At 72.7% G+C, this 17,662-nt stretch carries 17 protein-coding genes; 16 read left to right on the plus strand and 1 reads right to left on the minus strand.

What is annotated here, in order from left to right; genetic code table 11:
• Nucleotides 1-117: 117 nt before the first annotated feature.
• The 14 genes from pyrR (at nt 118) to metK (ending at nt 15,076) form a co-directional block, all read left to right on the plus strand.
• Entirely contained in the window at nt 118-663 is a 546-nt protein-coding gene (pyrR, locus tag MTP10_RS32655; RefSeq protein WP_310714340.1) for a bifunctional pyr operon transcriptional regulator/uracil phosphoribosyltransferase PyrR, read from the plus strand.
• A complete protein-coding gene (locus MTP10_RS32660) occupies nt 660-1,580 on the plus strand; it encodes an aspartate carbamoyltransferase catalytic subunit (RefSeq protein WP_310714342.1) in 921 nt (306 codons plus the stop codon). The genes pyrR and MTP10_RS32660 overlap by 4 nt, the downstream gene beginning before the upstream one ends.
• Nucleotides 1,577-2,872 (plus strand): dihydroorotase, encoded by a 1,296-nt coding sequence (locus MTP10_RS32665; RefSeq protein WP_310714343.1) that lies wholly within the window; start codon nt 1,577-1,579, stop codon nt 2,870-2,872. Before MTP10_RS32660 ends, MTP10_RS32665 begins: the two co-directional genes overlap by 4 nt.
• Nucleotides 2,869-3,975 (plus strand): glutamine-hydrolyzing carbamoyl-phosphate synthase small subunit, encoded by a 1,107-nt coding sequence (gene carA / locus MTP10_RS32670; RefSeq protein WP_310714345.1) that lies wholly within the window; start codon nt 2,869-2,871, stop codon nt 3,973-3,975. Before MTP10_RS32665 ends, carA begins: the two co-directional genes overlap by 4 nt.
• Nucleotides 3,962-7,255, plus strand: coding sequence for a carbamoyl-phosphate synthase large subunit (carB, locus tag MTP10_RS32675; RefSeq protein WP_310714348.1), 3,294 nt, complete (start codon nt 3,962-3,964; stop codon nt 7,253-7,255). Before carA ends, carB begins: the two co-directional genes overlap by 14 nt.
• Nucleotides 7,256-7,291: 36 nt before the next feature.
• Nucleotides 7,292-8,158, plus strand: a complete 867-nt coding sequence (locus tag MTP10_RS32680; RefSeq protein ID WP_397200695.1) for a dihydroorotate dehydrogenase electron transfer subunit — start codon at nt 7,292-7,294, stop codon at nt 8,156-8,158.
• Between the two features lie 34 nt (nt 8,159-8,192).
• A complete protein-coding gene (locus tag MTP10_RS32685) occupies nt 8,193-9,170 on the plus strand; it encodes a dihydroorotate dehydrogenase (RefSeq protein WP_310714351.1) in 978 nt (325 codons plus the stop codon).
• A complete protein-coding gene (pyrF, locus tag MTP10_RS32690) occupies nt 9,167-9,865 on the plus strand; it encodes an orotidine-5'-phosphate decarboxylase (RefSeq protein WP_310714354.1) in 699 nt (232 codons plus the stop codon). The genes MTP10_RS32685 and pyrF overlap by 4 nt, the downstream gene beginning before the upstream one ends.
• Nucleotides 9,866-10,630: 765 nt before the next feature.
• A complete protein-coding gene (gene mihF, locus MTP10_RS32695; RefSeq protein WP_020541698.1) occupies nt 10,631-10,954 on the plus strand; it encodes an integration host factor, actinobacterial type in 324 nt (107 codons plus the stop codon).
• Between the two features lie 137 nt (nt 10,955-11,091).
• Nucleotides 11,092-11,664: a guanylate kinase gene (gene gmk, locus MTP10_RS32700; protein ID WP_310714420.1), complete on the plus strand. Its 573-nt coding sequence runs from the start codon at nt 11,092-11,094 to the stop codon at nt 11,662-11,664.
• 5 nt (nt 11,665-11,669) lie between these two features.
• A complete protein-coding gene (gene rpoZ / locus MTP10_RS32705) occupies nt 11,670-11,939 on the plus strand; it encodes a DNA-directed RNA polymerase subunit omega (RefSeq protein WP_310714360.1) in 270 nt (89 codons plus the stop codon).
• An 8-nt stretch (nt 11,940-11,947) separates the two neighbouring features.
• Complete coding sequence (gene coaBC, locus MTP10_RS32710; RefSeq protein ID WP_310714363.1) at nt 11,948-13,282, plus strand: bifunctional phosphopantothenoylcysteine decarboxylase/phosphopantothenate--cysteine ligase CoaBC; 1,335 nt, start codon at nt 11,948-11,950, stop codon at nt 13,280-13,282.
• 135 nt (nt 13,283-13,417) lie between these two features.
• Entirely contained in the window at nt 13,418-13,747 is a 330-nt protein-coding gene (locus tag MTP10_RS32715; RefSeq protein ID WP_310714365.1) for a hypothetical protein, read from the plus strand.
• A 141-nt stretch (nt 13,748-13,888) separates the two neighbouring features.
• Nucleotides 13,889-15,076, plus strand: a complete 1,188-nt coding sequence (metK, locus tag MTP10_RS32720; protein ID WP_310714367.1) for a methionine adenosyltransferase — start codon at nt 13,889-13,891, stop codon at nt 15,074-15,076.
• Between the two features lie 162 nt (nt 15,077-15,238).
• On the opposite strand, the gene MTP10_RS32725 is transcribed toward metK, so the two are convergent.
• Nucleotides 15,239-16,096, minus strand: a complete 858-nt coding sequence (locus MTP10_RS32725) for a helix-turn-helix transcriptional regulator (RefSeq protein WP_310714369.1) — start codon at nt 16,094-16,096, stop codon at nt 15,239-15,241.
• A 148-nt stretch (nt 16,097-16,244) separates the two neighbouring features.
• Between MTP10_RS32725 and MTP10_RS32730 the strand changes: the two genes are divergently transcribed.
• Entirely contained in the window at nt 16,245-17,300 is a 1,056-nt protein-coding gene (locus MTP10_RS32730) for an aldo/keto reductase (protein WP_310714372.1), read from the plus strand.
• A 19-nt stretch (nt 17,301-17,319) separates the two neighbouring features.
• Nucleotides 17,320-17,619, plus strand: a complete 300-nt coding sequence (locus tag MTP10_RS32735) for a putative quinol monooxygenase (protein ID WP_310714374.1) — start codon at nt 17,320-17,322, stop codon at nt 17,617-17,619.
• The last annotated feature ends 43 nt before the right edge of the window (nt 17,620-17,662 follow it).

A 17,662-nucleotide genomic window follows, 5' to 3' on the forward strand; every position in this document is an offset into this window, starting at 1 on the left:
GAGCGCGTGTCACGCGGGCGGGGTCCCCCCGTTGTGGCTGGTAGCCCCTGGTACTGTGGGTGCGACCAACACCCTTTAAGACCCGTCCCGTGAGGCGGGAAAGGTGGTGAATCTCCCATGTCCGAATCCAGGGCCGTCCTCGAGGGCCCGGACATCCATCGGGCGCTGACCCGCATCGCGCACGAGATCCTCGAGCGCACCAAGGGCGCCGGCGAAGTCGTCCTCCTCGGCATCCCGACCCGCGGCGCCACCCTGGCCCGCCGGCTCGGCGACCGCATCGAGCAGTTCGAAGGGGTCAAGATCCCCGTCGGCTCGATCGACATCACGATGTACCGCGACGACCTGCGGCTCAAGCCCGCCCGCCCGCTCGGCCACACCGAGCTGCCCCCCGACGGCGTCGACGGCAAGACCGTCGTGCTCGTCGACGACGTCCTCTACTCCGGCCGCACCGTGCGCGCCGCCCTCGACGCGCTCAACGACCTCGGCCGGCCGACCTCGGTGCAGCTCGCCACGCTGGTCGACCGGGGACACCGGGAGCTGCCGATCCGCGCCGACTACGTCGGCAAGAACCTGCCGACCGCGAAGAGCGAGAAGGTCAAGGTCTACCTGGAGGAGATCGACGGGCGCGAGGCCGTGCTGCTCATCAAGGAGGACGCCAAGTGAACCGCCACCTCATCTCCGCCGGCGACCTCACCAAGGACGACGCGCTGCTCATCCTCGACACCGCCGAGGAGCTGGCGAGGGTCTCGGAACGTTCCATCAAGAAGCTGCCCACGCTGCGCGGCCGCACGGTGGTCAACCTGTTCTTCGAGGACTCCACCCGTACGCGCATCTCGTTCGAGGCCGCGGCCAAGCGCCTGTCGGCCGACGTGATCAACTTCTCGGCCAAGGGGTCCAGCGTCTCCAAGGGCGAGTCGCTCAAGGACACCGCGCTCACCCTGGAGGCCATGGGCGCCGACGCGGTCGTCATCCGGCACGGCTCCTCGGGCGCGCCGCACCGTCTGGCCACCTGGGTGCGCGGCAGCGTCGTCAACGCCGGCGACGGCACCCACGAGCACCCCACGCAGGCGCTGCTCGACGCGTTCTCGATGCGCCGCCGCCTGGGCGGCCTTGACGGGCGCCGCATCACGATCGTCGGCGACGTCCTGCACAGCCGGGTCGCCCGCTCCAACGTGCTGCTGCTGGCCACGCTCGGCGCCGACGTCACGCTGGTCGCGCCGCCCACGCTGCTGCCGGTCTCGGTCGGCACGTGGCCGTGCGAGGTCTCCTACGACCTCGACGCGGTGCTGCCGAAGTCCGACGCGGTGATGATGCTGCGCGTGCAGAAGGAGCGGATGAACGCCGCCTACTTCCCGAGCGAGCGCGAGTACTCCCGCCGCTACGGCCTGGACCGCGACCGGTTCGCCAAGATGCCCGACGACGCCATCGTGATGCACCCCGGCCCGATGAACCGGGGCATGGAGATCGCCGCCGAGGTGGCCGACTCCCCGCGCTCGACCATCGTCGAGCAGGTCGCCAACGGTGTGACCATCCGCATGGCCGTCCTGTACCTGCTGCTCGGGGGAGAGACCGTAGCATGATCATTAAAAATGTGCGGGTTCTCGGCGGAGAGCCCGTGGACATCCGTGTCGAGGACGGCCTCATCGCCGAGATCGGCCCGGGCCTGACCGGCGGCGCCGGTGACGAGGTCGTCGACGGCGGCGGCGCGATCGCCCTGCCCGGCCTGGTGGACCTGCACACCCACCTGCGCGAGCCCGGCCGGGAGGACGCCGAGACGGTCCTGACCGGCACCCAGGCCGCCGCCCGCGGCGGCTACACCGCCGTCCACGCCATGGCCAACACCTCGCCCGTCGCCGACACCGCCGGCGTGGTCGAGCAGGTGTGGCGGCTCGGCCGCGAGCACGGCCACTGCGACGTGCAGCCGGTCGGCGCCGTGACCGTCGGCCTGGAGGGCCGGCAGCTCGCCGAGCTCGGCGCGATGGCCGACTCCGCGGCCCAGGTCCGCGTCTTCTCCGACGACGGCAAGTGCGTCGGCGACGCCGTGCTCATGCGGCGCGCCCTGGAGTACGTCAAGGCGTTCGACGGCGTCGTCGCCCAGCACGCCCAGGAGCCGCGGCTGACCGAGGGCGCCCAGATGAACGAGGGCGTCGTCTCCGGCCGGCTCGGCCTGACCGGCTGGCCCGCGGTCGCGGAGGAGGCGGTCATCGCCCGCGACTGCCTGCTGGCCGCGCACGTCGGCTCCCGCCTGCACGTGTGCCACGTCTCCACCGCCGGCTCGGTCGAGATCATCCGCTGGGCCAAGTCCAAGGGCTGGAACGTCACGGCCGAGGTGACCCCGCACCACCTGCTCCTCACCGACGACCTGGTCGAGGACTCCCCGGTGGGCGCCTACAACCCCATCTACAAGGTCAACCCGCCGCTGCGCACCCGCGCCGACGTGGAGGCGCTGCGGGCCGCGCTGGCCGACGGCACGATCGACGTCGTCGCCACCGACCACGCCCCCCACCCGGTCGAGGACAAGGAGACCGAGTGGTCGGCCGCGGCCATGGGCATGATCGGCCTGGAGACGGCGCTCAGCGTGGTCCAGGAGGCCATGGTCGACACCGGGCTGCTCGACTGGGCCGGCGTCGCGGACCGCATGTCGGCCGCCCCGGCGCGGATCGGCCGCCTGCCCGGCCACGGCCGTCCCCTGGCGGCGGGCGCCCCGGCCAACATCACCCTCTACGACCCGTCCGCCCGCACCCCGGTCGACCCGGCGGCCTACGCCTCCAAGAGCAGGAACACACCGTACGAGGGCATGACGCTGCCCGGCCGCGTGGTGGCGACGTTCCTGCGCGGTACGCCCACCGTCCTCGAAGGGAAGTTGACGTGACACAAGCGGTGCTCGTACTGGAAGACGGCCGCGTCTTCCACGGGACCCCCTACGGCGCCGAGGGCGAGACGTTCGGCGAGATGGTCTTCAACACCGGCATGACCGGCTACCAGGAGACCCTGACCGACCCGTCCTACCATCGGCAGATCGTCGCCATGACGGCCCCGCACATCGGCAACACCGGCGTCAACGACGAGGACCCCGAGTCGGGCCGCGTCTGGGTGGCCGGCTACGTCGTGCGCGAGCCGTCCCGCGTCGTCTCCAGCTGGCGGGCCAACCGCTCGCTCGACGACTACCTCAAGGAGCAGGGCGTCGTCGGCATCGCCATCACCGGCACCCGCGCCCTGACCCGCCACCTGCGCGAGCGCGGCGCCATGCGCGCCGGCATCTTCACCGCGCCGGCCGAGCCGGTGGAGGCGCTGGTCGAGCGCGTGCGCTCGGCGCCCGCCATGGAGGGCGCCGACCTGGCCGCCGAGGTGGCCACCGCCGAGCCGTACGTCGTGCCGGCCGTCGGCGCCAAGCGGTACACGGTCGCGGCCGTGGACCTCGGCATCAAGGGCATGACCCCGCACCGCATGGCCGAGCGCGGCTGCGAGGTGCACGTGCTGCCCGCCACCGCCACCGCCGAGCAGATCCTCGGCCTGCGGCCGGACGGCGTGTTCTTCTCCAACGGCCCCGGCGACCCGGCCACGGCCGACGTCGAGCCGCTGCGCGAGGTCCTGTCGAGCGGCACCCCGTTCTTCGGCATCTGCTTCGGCAACCAGCTGTTCGGCCGGGCCCTGGGCCTGTCCACGTACAAGCTGCGCTACGGCCACCGCGGGGTCAACCAGCCCGTCCAGGACGTCCGCACGGGCAAGGTGGAGATCTCCGCGCACAACCACGGGTTCGCCGTGGACGCGCCGCTCGACGGGCCCTTCGACACGCCGTTCGGCCGGGCCGAGGTCAGCCACGTCAATCTGAACGACCGCTGCGTCGAGGGCCTGCGGCTGCTCGACGGCCGCGCCTTCAGCGTCCAGTACCACCCGGAGGCCGCGGCCGGCCCCCACGACGCCGCCTATCTCTTCGACGAGTTCTGCGAGGTCATGAACCGTGCCCAAGCGTGAGGACATCAGGTCGGTCCTGGTGATCGGCTCCGGGCCGATCGTCATCGGGCAGGCGTGCGAGTTCGACTATTCCGGCACCCAGGCCTGCCGCGTGCTGCGGGCCGAGGGCTTCCGGGTGATCCTGGTCAACAGCAACCCCGCGACGATCATGACGGACCCGGAGTTCGCCGACGCCACCTACGTCGAGCCGATCACTCCCGAGTACGTCGAGAAGATCATCGCCAAGGAGCGGCCCGACGCGCTGCTGCCGACGCTGGGCGGCCAGACCGCGCTCAACACCGCGGTCGCGCTGCACGAGTCGGGCGTGCTGGAGCGCTACGAGGTCGAGCTGATCGGCGCGGACTTCGACGCCATCCAGGCCGGCGAGAACCGCGAGCGGTTCAAGGAGATCGTCGCCAAGGTCGCCCGCGAGCACGGCCTCAACGCCGAGTCGGCCCGCTCGGTCATCTGCCACACCATGGACGAGTGCCTGGCCGCCGTGGGCGAGCTGGGCTACCCGCTGGTGGTGCGGCCGTCGTTCACCATGGGCGGCGTCGGCTCCGGCTTCGCCTACGACGAGAGCGACCTGCGGCGCATCGCCGGCGCCGGCCTCGACGCGTCCCCGACCACCGAGGTGCTCCTGGAGGAGTCCATCCTCGGCTGGAAGGAGTACGAGCTGGAGGTCATGCGCGACAAGGCCGACAACGTCGTCATCGTGTGCTCCATCGAGAACATCGACCCGATGGGCGTCCACACCGGCGACAGCGTCACCGTCGCGCCCGCGCTGACCCTGACCGACCGCGAGTACCAGAACATGCGCGACGTGGCCATCGCGGTCATCCGCGAGGTCGGCGTCGACACCGGCGGCTGCAACATCCAGTTCGCGGTGGACCCGAGCACCGGCCGCATGATCGTCATCGAGATGAACCCGCGCGTGTCGCGCTCCTCCGCGCTGGCCTCCAAGGCGACCGGCTTCCCCATCGCGAAGATCGCCGCCAAGCTGGCCATCGGCTACACGCTCGACGAGATCCCCAACGACATCACCCGCGAGACCCCGGCCTCCTTCGAGCCGACCCTCGACTACATCGTGGTCAAGGTGCCGCGCTTCGCCTTCGAGAAGTTCCGCGGCGCCGACCGGACCCTGACCACCCACATGAAGTCGGTGGGCGAGGCCATGGCCATCGGCCGCTCCTTCCCCGAGGCGCTGCAGAAGGCGCTGCGGTCGCTGGAGAAGTCCGGATCGTCGTTCTCCTGGGCGCCCGGCGACGAGGTGGCGCCCAAGGAGGAGCTGCTGGCCGAGTGCCGCGTCCCGCACGACGGCCGGCTGCGCACCATGCAGCAGGCCATCCGGGCCGGCGCCACCGCCGAGGAGCTCTACGCGGCGACCAACGTCGACCCGTGGTTCATCGACCAGCTCTTCCTGCTGCACGAGGAGGCCGCCGCGCTCGGCGCGGCTCCCGAGCTGACCCCCGGCGTGCTGGAGCGGGCCAAGCGCCACGGCTTCAGCGACGCGCAGATCGGCGAGATCCGCGGCGTGGGCGAGGCCCGCGTGCGCGACCTGCGCCACGCCCTCGGCGTCCGGCCGGTCTACAACACGGTCGACACGTGCGCCGCCGAGTTCGCCGCCAAGACCCCGTACCTCTACTCCACCTACGACGAGGAGAGCGAGGTCCCGCCCGGCGAGCGGGAGAAGGTCATCATCCTCGGCTCCGGCCCCAACCGCATCGGGCAGGGCATCGAGTTCGACTACGCGTGCGTGCACGCCTCCTTCGAGCTGTCGCGGGCCGGGTTCGAGACCGTCATGGTCAACTGCAACCCCGAGACCGTCTCGACCGACTACGACACCTCCGACCGGCTCTACTTCGAGCCGCTCACCCTGGAGGACGTCCTGGAGGTCGTCCACGCCGAGCAGCAGACCGGCCCCGTCGTGGGCGTCATCGTGCAGCTCGGCGGGCAGACGCCGCTCGGCCTGGCCCAGGCGCTCAAGGACGCGGGCGTGCCCGTCGTCGGCACCACGCCCGAGTCGATCCACCTGGCCGAGGAGCGGGGCGCGTTCGGCCGCGTGCTGGCCGAGGCCGGGCTGCCCGCGCCCAAGCACGGCACCGCCACCACCGTCGCCGGGGCGCTGGCCGTGGCCGCCGAGATCGGCTACCCCGTGCTCGTGCGGCCCTCGTACGTGCTGGGCGGCGCCGGCATGGCCATCGTCTACGACGACGAGACGCTGAGCGGCTACATGGCGGCCCAGGAGGGCGGCCACCCGGTGCTGGTCGACAAGTTCCTCGACGAGGCCATCGAGATCGACGTGGACGCGCTGTACGACGGCGAGGAGCTCTACCTCGGCGGCGTCATGGAGCACATCGAGGAGGCTGGCATCCACTCCGGCGACTCGGCGTGCGCCCTGCCGCCCATCACGCTCGGCAGCCACGACATCAAGCGCATCCGCTCCGCCACCGAGGACATCGCCCGCGGCGTCGGCGTGCGCGGCCTGCTCAACGTCCAGTACGCGATGTCGGCCGGCGTCCTGTACGTCCTGGAGGCCAACCCGCGCGCCAGCCGTACCGTGCCGTTCGTGTCCAAGGCGACCGCGGTGCCGCTGGCCAAGGCGGCGGCCCGGGTGATGCTCGGCGCGTCCGTCGCCTCGCTGCGCGAGGAGGGCATGCTGCCCGCCACCGGCGACGGCGGCACGCTGCCGATGGAGGCGTCCATCGCGGTCAAGGAGGCGGTGCTGCCCTTCAACCGCTTCCGCGGCGTCGACATCGTGCTCGGGCCCGAGATGCGCTCCACCGGCGAGGTCATGGGCATCGACGAGTTCTTCGGCGTCGCCTACGCCAAGTCCCAGGCCGGCGCCTACGGCGAGCTGCCCACCAAGGGACGCGCGTTCGTGTCCGTGGCCAACCGCGACAAGCGTGCGATGATCTTCCCGGTGCGGGCGCTGGCCGACCTCGGCTTCGAGATCCTCGCCACCGAGGGCACGGCCGAGGTGCTGCGCCGCAACGGCGTCCATGCCAAGATCGTGCGCAAGCACAGCGAGGGGCCCGGGCCCGGAGGTGAGCCGACGATCGTGCAGTGCATCCTCGACGGCGAGGTCGACCTGATCGTCAACACGCCGTTCGGCAGCCCGGGACAGTCCGGCCCGCGCCTCGACGGCTACGACATCCGCACCGCCGCGGTGCTGCGCGGCGTCCCGTGCATCACCACGGTCTCGGGACTCGCGGCGGCCGCCGCGGGCATCCAGGCCATCGTGCGGGGTGATGTGGGCGTACGGTCCCTCCAGGAGCACGCGCAGGCGCTGCGGGGCTAGCACGGCCCCGGGGCGCCTCACGGGAGGTGAAGGAGACTGGCCGGCACTCCGGTGCAGGTGACGGGCACGGTGCTGACGACGCGCCGGGTCGACGCCTACCATGCGCTGACGGTGGTGGCGCCCGGCATCGCCGAGCGTCACCGGCCCGGCCACTTCGTGTCCGTCGCCGTGGGCGGGTCCCGCACGTCCATGATCACCCGGCGTGCCTTCACCGTCCACGACGTCAAGCCCGACTACGGCGGCACGGTGGAGCTCGTCTTCACCGTGCGCGGCCCCGGCACGGCCTGGCTGGCCGAGCGGCGCGCCCGCGACACGCTCGACCTCGTCGGGCCGCTCGGGCGGCCGTTCCCGCTGCCGCGCGACCCGGTGCACTGCGTGCTCGTCGGCGACGAGTACGGCGCGGCGGTGCTGTTCCCGGTGGCCGACGCCCTCATGGAGCGCGGCTGCCGGGTCGACTTCCTGCTCGGCGGGGCGAGCGCCGACCGCGTGTTCGGCGCCATGCGGGCCCGGCGCATGGCCGCCACCACCACGCTCACGACCGAGGACGGCTCGCTCGGGCTGCGCGGCAGGGTCACCGACGCGCTGCCGTCGGTGATCGCCGACACCCGGGCCGACGCCGTCTACGCCTGCGGCCCCATGGACACGCTGCGGTCGGTCACGGCGGTGGCGATGGAGTTCGACATCCCGGTGCAGGTGGCGGTGGAGGAGTCGATGGCCTGCGGGATCGGGGTCTGCATGACGTGCGTGCTGCCGATCATCGGCGACGACGGGGTGACCCGGATGGTCCGCGCCTGCGCCGAGGGGCCGGTGTTCCGGGGGGAGCGGGTGCGGTTCGAGGACGTCGGAACGATCCCGTTCGACGCCCTGGGCGCGCCCGGAGGCGGTACGCGTCATGCCGTCTGACGCCTCGTGCACCCGCGGGCCGGGGTGAGCTGACATGCCCGTCGACATGCGCACGTTCCTCGCGCACGTGGAGCTCGCCAACCCCGTCACCACGGCCGCCGGCTGCGCCGCCTCCGGCCGCGAGCTGGCCCAGTTCTTCGACCTGCACCGGCTGGGCGCGCTGACCACCCGCTCCATCACGATGGCGCCGCGCGCCGGCCGCCCCACGCCGCGCATGGCCGAGACCGCCTCCGGCATGCTCAACGCCGTCGGTCTCCAGGGGCCGGGCATCGACGCCTTCCTCGAACGCGAGCTGCCCTGGCTCGCCCAGCGCGGCATCAGGACCATCGTGTCCATCGGCGGCGGCACCGTCGCCGAGTACTCCGAGCTGGCCCGCAGGCTCGCCGACGCGCCCGGCGTCACCGCGCTGGAGGTCAACCTGTCGTGCCCCAACATCGAGGACCGCGGCCGGGTCTTCGCCCGCGAGGGCGGCGCCGCGGCCGAGGTGATCGCCTCGGTGCGCTCCATCATGCGCTACGACGTCCCGGTGGTGGCCAAGCTGGCCCCGGACGTGGCCGACATCGTGGCCGTCGCCCGCGCCTGCGTGGACGCCGGGGCCGACGCGCTGTCCATGATCAACAATCCGCTCGGCATGGCCATCGACACCATGGCGCTGCGGCCGTCGCTGGCCGCCGTCACCGGAGGACTGTCGGGGCCCGCCATCCTGCCGCTGGCCGTACGGTGCGTGTGGCAGGTCCACGCCGCGCTGCCCGGGGTCCCGCTGATCGGCGTCGGCGGCGTCATGAGCGGCGAGGACGCCTTCCAGCTCATCCTGGCGGGCGCCTGCGCCGTCGGGGTGGGCACGGCGCTGTTCCACGACCCGTACGCGTGCCTGCGCATCGAGCGCGAGCTGGAGGACCTGCTGCAGGCGCGCGGCTTCCAGCGGCTGGCCGACGCCGTCGGCCTGGCCCACCGCCCGCCGGGGAGCGCTCCCCGGCACCTGCCCGTCGACTCTGAGGAGAGCTCCCCGTGACGCCCGCACCCATCGCCGTCGCCCTCGACGCCCCTGACCTGGAGACCGCCGCCCGCTGGGCCGCGCTGGTGACCCCGCATGTCAGCACCGTCAAGGTGGGCCTGGAGCTGTACCTGCGCTACGGGCCGGACGTCATCGCGTCCGTGCGCGGGGCGAGCGGCGTCCGCGTCTTCCTCGACCTGAAGCTGCACGACATCCCCAACACGGTCGCCGGGGCCGCCAAGGCCGTCTCCCGCCTGCGCCCGGCCATCCTGACCGTCCACGCCGCGGGCGGCCCCAGGATGATCCAGGCGGCCGTGGAGGCCGCCCCGCACACGCAGATCGCCTCCGTGACCGTTCTCACCTCACTCAGCGAGGCCGACCTGGCCCGCATCGGCCTGGAGGGCCCGGCGGACGACGCGGTGCGCCGCCTCGCGGCCATGTCGGTCGAGGCGGGCGCCACGGCCCTCGTGTGCAGTCCCAACGAGGTCGCCGCCGTCCGGGCGGAGGTGGGGCCGGACATCACCCTCATCACGCCGGGGGTGCGGCCCGCGGGGGCGGACGTCCAGGACCAGGCCCGGGTGGCCACGCCGGAGCAGGCGCTGGCGGACGGCGCGGACCTGCTGGTGATCGGCCGCCCCATCACGGCCGCCCCGGACCCCGGCGCGGCCGCCGCCTCCATCGCCGCCGCCCTTCGCCGCACCACACCCTCCTGACCGCAGGGGGCCCGGCTTTCACGGGCCCCATTCTCGCGGGCCTCCACGTTCGCGGGCCCGACCGCACGGGCGCCACTTTCGCGGGCCCGACTTTCGCGGCCCGACCTCACAGGGTCTGCCTCCGCGAGCTCCGCGCCCGTTCGGGGCGGGCCTGTGCCTCCGGGCCGCCCCGTGCGCCACCGGAGGCCTTCCCGCGCCGTCGAGGACCCTCGTGGGCGCGCCCGAGCGGGCCCCGAGCCCAAGGGCGCCCGTGGGCGTGCCGGCCGCGTCCCGCGGGGAGCGTTCGCGCGCCGCCCGCGAGCCCCGGTGGCCGCCCCGCCGGCGGCAGGCCGCGCCGCGAGATGCGGCCTGCCGGACGTCGCGCACCCGCGTGGAGCCGCGTCGCGCACGAAGGCGTGACAGGGCCCGCGCGGAGCCGTCGTCCCCCGGGCCGGGGAGCGTCCCCACGAACAAGATCAAATCATGGCACAAGCCTCACGGCACCGCGACTGCGACAGGTTTGGGACGCCGTTCGACGTGGGGTTTCGGACGCCAGGATCGCCGAGAATGCGATCATCGTCCCCTTTGTTGCCGGACCTCCCAAGCGTCGGGAGAAGCGGGAAGTGAAGGCGATTTCGTCAGCACACCGTAGCGTCATGGACACACAAAGTGACGAAGTTGACTTTGTCAGGAGAGAAACTGGCCTTGGCGTTGCTTAGGGGTCGATGACCAGCTAGTTTCCCTTCCCGTCCGAGTACGTCGACAAGAAATTCGAGGTGACCCGGCGTGGCTCTTCCTCCCCTGACCCCTGAGCAGCGCGCCGCAGCCCTGGAGAAGGCTGCCAAGGCCCGTAAAGAGCGTGCCGAGGTCAAGAACCGGCTCAAGCACGGCGCGGTTTCTCTGGCTGAGGTGCTCAAGGATGGGCAGACCGACGACGTCATCGGCAAGATGAAGGTCTCGGCTCTGTTGGAATCGCTCCCCGGCGTGGGCAAGGTCCGCGCCAAGCAGCTCATGGAGCGGCTCGCCATCGCCGAGTCCCGCCGCGTGCGGGGTCTCGGCGCGAACCAGAGGGCTTCCCTCGAGCGCGAGTTCGGTGGCAACGAGAGCTAGTCTCTGTTCCACACGAAAGCGCAGGTTCGACGGGGGGTAGGAAGGTGACCGAGAGGTCATGGTCCGGCGATGCAAGGGCCCACGAGGCCGTCCGCGCCGGGACGAAGGTCGACTTCCTCCCCTCCGGTGACAGACGTCTGACGGTCCTGTCAGGGCCGTCGGGCGTCGGCAAGTCCACGGTCGTCGCCGAGATCCGGCGGGCACACCCCGAGGTGTGGCTGTCGGTCTCGGTGACCACCCGCAGGCCCCGGCCCGGCGAGGTGCACGGGGTCCACTACTTCTTCGTCGACGGTCCCGAGTTCGACCGGCTCGTCGAGGCCGGCGAGCTGCTGGAGTGGGCGGAGTTCGCGGGCAACCGCTACGGCACGCCGCGCGCGGCCGTGCTGGAGAGGCTCGCCGCGGGCGTCCCCACCCTGCTGGAGATCGACCTGGAGGGCGCCAGGCAGGTACGGCGGAGCATGCCGGACGCGCTGCTGGTGTTCCTCGCCCCGCCCAGTTGGGAGGAGCTCGAGAAGCGGCTGCGCGGGCGCGGCACCGAGCCCGAGGACGTCATCGCCCGCCGCCTGGAGGCCGGCCGGGTCGAGATGGCGGCCGAGAAGGAGTTCGACCTCACCCTGGTGAACACGGATGTCGAAGACGTGTGCCATCGGCTGATAGATTTGATGACCGACCCTCTGGGGGTCACGACAACCACCAACCGAGAGGTCTGACAATCGTGGCAGGCACGGCTCCGGTCGCCGAGGGCATCACCAACCCGCCGATCGACGCGCTGCTCGACATCGTCGACAGCAAGTACTCCCTGGTGATCATGGGCGCCAAGCGCGCTCGCCAGATCAACGCCTACTACTCGCAGCTCGGCGAGGGCCTGCTCGAGTACGTCGGCCCGCTGGTCGAGACGCACGCCCAGGAGAAGCCCCTGTCCATCGCGCTGCGCGAGGTCTCCGAGGGCCTGCTCAACGCCGAGCCCATCGAAGGCGCGGTCTGACCCCTTCGATGAAGGTCGTCCTCGGCGTCAGCGGCGGCATCGCGGCCTACAAGGCGTGTGAGCTCCTCCGGCTCTTCACCGAGTCCGGGCATGAGGTGCGGGTCGTGCCGACCCGCGAGGCGCTGCGGTTCGTGGGCGAGCCCACCTGGGCCGCCCTGTCCGGCCACCCGGTGTCGGCCGAGGTGTGGGACGACGTCCACGAGGTGCCTCACGTCCGCATCGGACAGGGCGCCGACCTCGTCGTCGTGGCGCCGGCGACTGCCGACGTGCTCGCCAGGGCCGCCCACGGGCTGGCCGGCGACCTGCTCACCAACACCCTGCTGACCGCCCGGTGCCCCGTGGTGTTCGCCCCCGCGATGCACACCGAGATGTGGCAGCACCCCGCCACCCGCGCCAACGTCGCGACGCTGCGCGAGCGGGGCTCCATCGTGATCGACCCGGCCGTGGGCCGGCTCACCGGCGCCGACACCGGCCCCGGCCGCCTGCCCGACCCGGCCGAGATCTTCCAGGTGTGCCTGCGCGTGCTGCGCGGCCGCCCCCGCGACCTGGCGGGGCGCAAGGTGGTGATCTCCGCCGGCGGCACCCGCGAGGCCATCGACCCGGTCCGCTACATCGGCAACCGCTCCTCCGGTCTCCAGGGCTACGCCCTCGCCCGCACGGCCGCCGCTCGGGGCGCCGAGGTCACCGTGGTCGCCGCCAACGTCTCCCTGCCCGACCCCGCGGGCGCCACGGTGGTGCGGGTGGAGTCCACGGCCGAGCTGCGCGACGCCGTGCTCGACGCCGCCCCCGCCGCCGATGTGGTGGTCATGGCGGCGGCGGTCGCCGACTTCCGGCCCGCCGCCCCTCAGGACTCCAAGATCAAGAAAACGGACGGGGAGCCGGAGCCGATCGCGCTGGTCAAGAACCCCGACATCCTGGCCGAGCTGGGCGAGCTGCGCCGCTCAGCCGCCGGATCCACCCCGGCCACCGTGGGCGCCGTCACGGGGGCTGTCACCGGCACCGTGACCGGCACCGTGGCCGGCTCTGTCGCCGGCGCCAGGACCGGGGCCGTCACGGGGGCCCCCGCCGGAGCCGGGCCGGGGGAGCGCCCGCCGTACCCGGAGGTGATCGTCGGGTTCGCCGCCGAGACCCACGACGTGCTCGCCAACGGCCAGGCCAAGCTCGCCCGCAAGGGCTGCGACCTGCTCGTCGTCAACCAGGTGGGCCCGGGCCTCGCCTTCGGCACCCCCGACAACGCGGCCGTGGTGCTGGTCGCCGGGGGAGACCCGGTCGAGGTGCCGCGCGGGCCCAAGGAGGACGTCGCCGACGCCGTCTGGGACCTGGTCGCCGCCCGCCTCGCCTGACCCCGTCCGGGCGCCCTCTTCTGGACCGGTGGATTACCGGATCGGCTGTTGCTACACCCCCCGGTGCTGCGGATACTTGGCACGAAGGGGGACTCGATGCCGGTGAGCTCCGCTGTCAGGGATCGTTGCAGGACGTTGCTGGGAGACCAGGAGCAGATCCTCTACGTCTTCCCCGCGCTGTCCATCGGCCCGCCCGGAGCCGCCAACTTCCTCATCGTCGTCACCGACAGGGCCATCTCGGTCCTCGCCACCCGCATGCTCAGGACCGACCGACCCGTGTCCGTCTACGCCGCCTTCCCCCGCCATACCCGGCTCGGGCCGATCATGCAGGCTCCCGGGCCCGTGATCGAGCTCGGGTCCATGGCCTTCGAGTTCGACGAGGAGTACGCGGCCGTCGTCGCCGCGGCCGACGCCGAGGTGTTCGCCCCCGAGACGTTGCCCCCCGACCCCTTGCCCGATCTGTAAAGTCCCTTTTTGTGAAGTCCCTGTTCGCGTGGCGGTTTCGCGACCGGACGGCCGGTAGGGCTAGACTTCGGCGAGGCCCTGGCCCGTTCAGCAGCCGGAGCCGCACATCCGTCAGCAGCCGCTGCATGAGGAGCCACTGAGTTGTCACGCCGCCTGTTCACCTCGGAGTCGGTCACCGAGGGCCACCCGGACAAGATCGCTGACCAGATCAGTGACGCGATTCTCGACACCATGCTCAAGGACGACCCCAAGAGCCGGGTCGCCGTCGAGACGTTGATCACCACCGGCCAGGTCCACGTCGCGGGCGAGGTGACGACCGAGACCTACGTCGACATCCCCGGCGTCATCCGGGAGAAGATTCTGGAGATCGGCTACGACGCCTCCCACAAGGGCTTCGACGGCGCCTCGTGCGGCGTCTCGGTGTCCATCGGCGCGCAGTCGCCCGACATCGCCCAGGGCGTCGACGACGCCTACGAGCACCGTGTCAGCGGCGACGCCGACGAGCTCGACCGCCAGGGCGCCGGCGACCAGGGCCTCATGTTCGGCTACGCCTGCCGCGAGACGCCCGAGCTGATGCCGCTGCCGATCACGCTGGCCCACCGGCTCGCCAAGCGCCTGGCCGACGTGCGCAAGTCCGGCACCGTGCCCTACCTGCGTCCCGACGGCAAGACCCAGGTCACGATCGAGTACGACGGCGACCGGCCGGTCCGTCTCGACACCGTGGTGGTCTCCACGCAGCACGCGGCCGAGATCGACCTCAAGGAAATGCTGACGCCCGACATCAAGGAGCACGTGGTCGACCCCGTGCTCGCGGGCCTCGACATCGACATCGAGGGCTACCGCCTGCTCGTCAACCCGACCGGCCGCTTCGAGATCGGCGGCCCGATGGGTGACGCCGGCCTCACCGGCCGCAAGATCATCATCGACACCTACGGCGGCATGGCCCGCCACGGTGGCGGCGCCTTCTCCGGCAAGGACCCGTCCAAGGTCGACCGCTCCGCCGCCTACGCGATGCGCTGGGTCGCCAAGAACGTCGTGGCGGCCGGCCTGGCCGACCGCTGCGAGGTCCAGGTCGCCTACGCCATCGGCAAGGCCCAGCCGGTCGGCCTGTTCGTCGAGTGCTTCGGCACCGAGAAGGTGCCGGTGGAGAAGATCCAGGAGGCCGTCCTCCAGGTGTTCGACCTGCGTCCGGCCGCGATCATCCGTGACCTCGACCTGCTGCGCCCGATCTACTCCGAGACGGCCGCCTACGGCCACTTCGGCCGCGAGGGCTTCTCCTGGGAGTCCACCGACCGCGCCGAGAGCCTGCGCACCGCCGCGGGTCTCTGACCTCACCGGCTCGCCGGCCACACCGGCCCACGGCCTCCGATGCCGCGTCCCGCTCCGGCGAGACGCGGCATCCGCGTGTCCGGAGACGGCCGGGAGGCGCTCCGGAGACGACCGGCATCCGCGCGTCCGGAGACGGCCGGGAGGCGAGGCGGAAGCCGCGCGTCAGGGGGTGGGGACGGTCTCCCGGGCCCAGGCCGCCAGCAGCCGGAGGGCGGTCTCCGACGGCGACCCCTGCTCCACGGTGTGCGCGATCAGCGCCTGGTCCGGGTCGTCCGGGAACCGCATGGTCTCGAACCCGAGGTCCAGCCGGCCCACCACGGGATGCAGGTAGACGTACCGCCCGTGGGTCTTGTCCTTCACCCGGTGCTCCTCCCACGCCCGCCGGAACTCCGGGCTGGCCGCCGCCAGCTCGTCCAGCAGCGCCGCGGTCCGCGGGTCGTCCGGGTGGCGGGCCGCGTCGAGACGCAGGTAGGCGACCACGTCACCGGCCTTGCCCGGCCAGTCCTCGTACAGGCCGCGCATCCCCTCGTCGAGGAACACCAGCCGCGCCAGGTTGCGCTGCTCCGGCGGCAGCGCGCCGAAGTCGGTGATCAGTGCCGCGGCGAGCCGGTTCCAGGCCAGGACGTCCGTGTCGCGGCCCACGATGTACGCGGGCACGCCGTCGGCCAGGTCCAGCAGGCGGCGCAGTCCCGGCCGGACCCGCTGGGGCTGCGCCGGCCCGCGCTCGCTCCCGGACCAGGGCCGCGCCAGCCGGTGGAGGTGCTCGCGCTCCACGTCGTCCAGCCGCAGGGCGCGGGCGACCGCGTCGAGCACCTCCTCGGAGAAGTGCAGGGTGCGGCCCTGCTCCAGGCGCACGTAGTGGTCCACGCTCACCCCGGCGAGCAGGGCCAGCTCCTCCCTGCGCAGCCCGGGGACGCGCCGCCGGCCCCCGTAGTCGGGCAGCCCCAGCTCCTCGGGCCGCAGCCGCGCCCGCCGGGATCGCAGGAATTCGCCCAGCTCGGCGCGTCTGTCCAGTGTCATGCGGACCAGTATCCCGGACCGCCGGCTGCCGTTGCCTGGTCACGCCGTGCCCAGGCACGCGACGGCACTGGGTAGGGCCGCGGCGGGCGGCCAGAGTGATGACCGCCGGGAGGAACCCGGCGACCTCATCACACGGGAGAACGCTCTGATGACCACCACCCACCTGCCCACCAGCCCGCTCGGCCGCACCGGCATGGACATCAGCCGGGTCGGGTTCGGCTCTTGGGCCGTCGCGGGCTCCGGCTGGCGCTTCGGCTGGGGCGCCACCGACGACGCCCAGTCCGTCGCCGCGATCCGCCACGCCCTCTCCTCCGGCGTCAACTGGATCGACACCGCCGCCGTGTACGGCCTCGGCCACTCCGAGGAGCTCGTCGGCAAGGCCGTCGCGGACCTGCCCGAGTCCGAGCGGCCGTACATCTTCACCAAGGCCGGCCTCGTCTGGGACCCGGACGACCCGCAGGCCGCACCGCGGCGGATCATGCGCCCCGACAGCGTGCGGCGCGAGGTCGAGGACTCGCTGCGGCGCCTCGGCGTCGAGCGCATCGACCTGTACCAGGTCCACTGGCCGGACACCGGCGAGTCCCTGGAGTACGCCGGTGACGGATCCGGGGCGGTGTCGCCCAACGCCACCCCGCTGGAGGAGTACTGGCAGGTCATGGCCGATCTGAAGGCCGAAGGCAAGGTGCGGGCCATCGGCCTGTCCAACCACTCGCCGGAGCAGCTGGCGGCGGCCGAGCGGATCGCCCACGTCGACGTGATCCAGCCGCCGTTCTCGGCGATCAACCGCTCGGCGGCGGCCGAGATCGCCTGGGCGCACGCCCACGGCACCGGCGTGATCGTCTACTCGCCGCTCCAGTCGGGGCTGCTGACCGGCGCCTTCACCGCCGAGCGGGCCGCCGCGCTGCCCGCCGACGACTGGCGCTCGGCCCACCACGACTTCACCACCGGGCTGGCGGCCAACCTGCGCCTGGCCGCCGCTCTGCGGCCCGTCGCCGAGCGGCACTCCGCGACCGTGGCCGAGGTGGCGATCGCCTGGACGCTGGCGTGGCCGGGCATCACCGGGGCCATCGTGGGCGCCCGCCGGGCGGACCAGGTGGACGGCTGGGTGGGCGCCGCCTCGGTGACGCTCACCCCGGCGGACCTCGACGAGATCGCCGCCGCGATCACGGCCACGGGCGCGGGCTCCGGCCCGGCCCGCCCGTGACGGTCCACGGGCGGGCGGCATGGGGCTCGTCGTCGTCACCGAGTGCCTGGCCGCGCCGGGGTGGGAGGACCGGCTCCGCACCGCCCTGGAGGCGCTGATCGAGCCGTCCCTGGAAGCGCCGGGCTGCCTGGCCTACCAGCCGTACGCGGACCCGAACCGGCCCGCCCGGATGGTGGTCGTGGAGGAGTGGGAGGACGAGGGGGCGCTCGCCCGGCACCGGGACGGCGCCCCGTACCGGCACGCGTGTGACGTGCTGGACCTCGTCCTCGCCCGCCCGGTCACGGCGCGCAGGCTCGTGCCCGCCCGAAGCGGGTCCTGAGGCGACGTCAGAGCATGGGCGGCGCCGGGCGAGGTGCCGGCGT

This window comes from Nonomuraea sp. 3-1Str (genome assembly GCF_031570565.1).
GTDB lineage: Bacteria > Actinomycetota > Actinomycetes > Streptosporangiales > Streptosporangiaceae > Nonomuraea.

Coding starts and splice junctions, on each gene's coding strand:
- MTP10_RS32685 (WP_310714351.1), top strand. CDS start 8,193: ATGCCCGTCGACATGCGCACGTTCCTCGCGCACGTGGAGCTCGCCAAC.
- coaBC (WP_310714363.1), top strand. CDS start 11,948: ATGAAGGTCGTCCTCGGCGTCAGCGGCGGCATCGCGGCCTACAAGGCG.
- MTP10_RS32725 (WP_310714369.1), bottom strand. CDS start 16,096: ATGACACTGGACAGACGCGCCGAGCTGGGCGAATTCCTGCGATCCCGG.
- MTP10_RS32665 (WP_310714343.1), top strand. CDS start 1,577: ATGATCATTAAAAATGTGCGGGTTCTCGGCGGAGAGCCCGTGGACATC.
- MTP10_RS32735 (WP_310714374.1), top strand. CDS start 17,320: ATGGGGCTCGTCGTCGTCACCGAGTGCCTGGCCGCGCCGGGGTGGGAG.
- MTP10_RS32730 (WP_310714372.1), top strand. CDS start 16,245: ATGACCACCACCCACCTGCCCACCAGCCCGCTCGGCCGCACCGGCATG.
- pyrR (WP_310714340.1), top strand. CDS start 118: ATGTCCGAATCCAGGGCCGTCCTCGAGGGCCCGGACATCCATCGGGCG.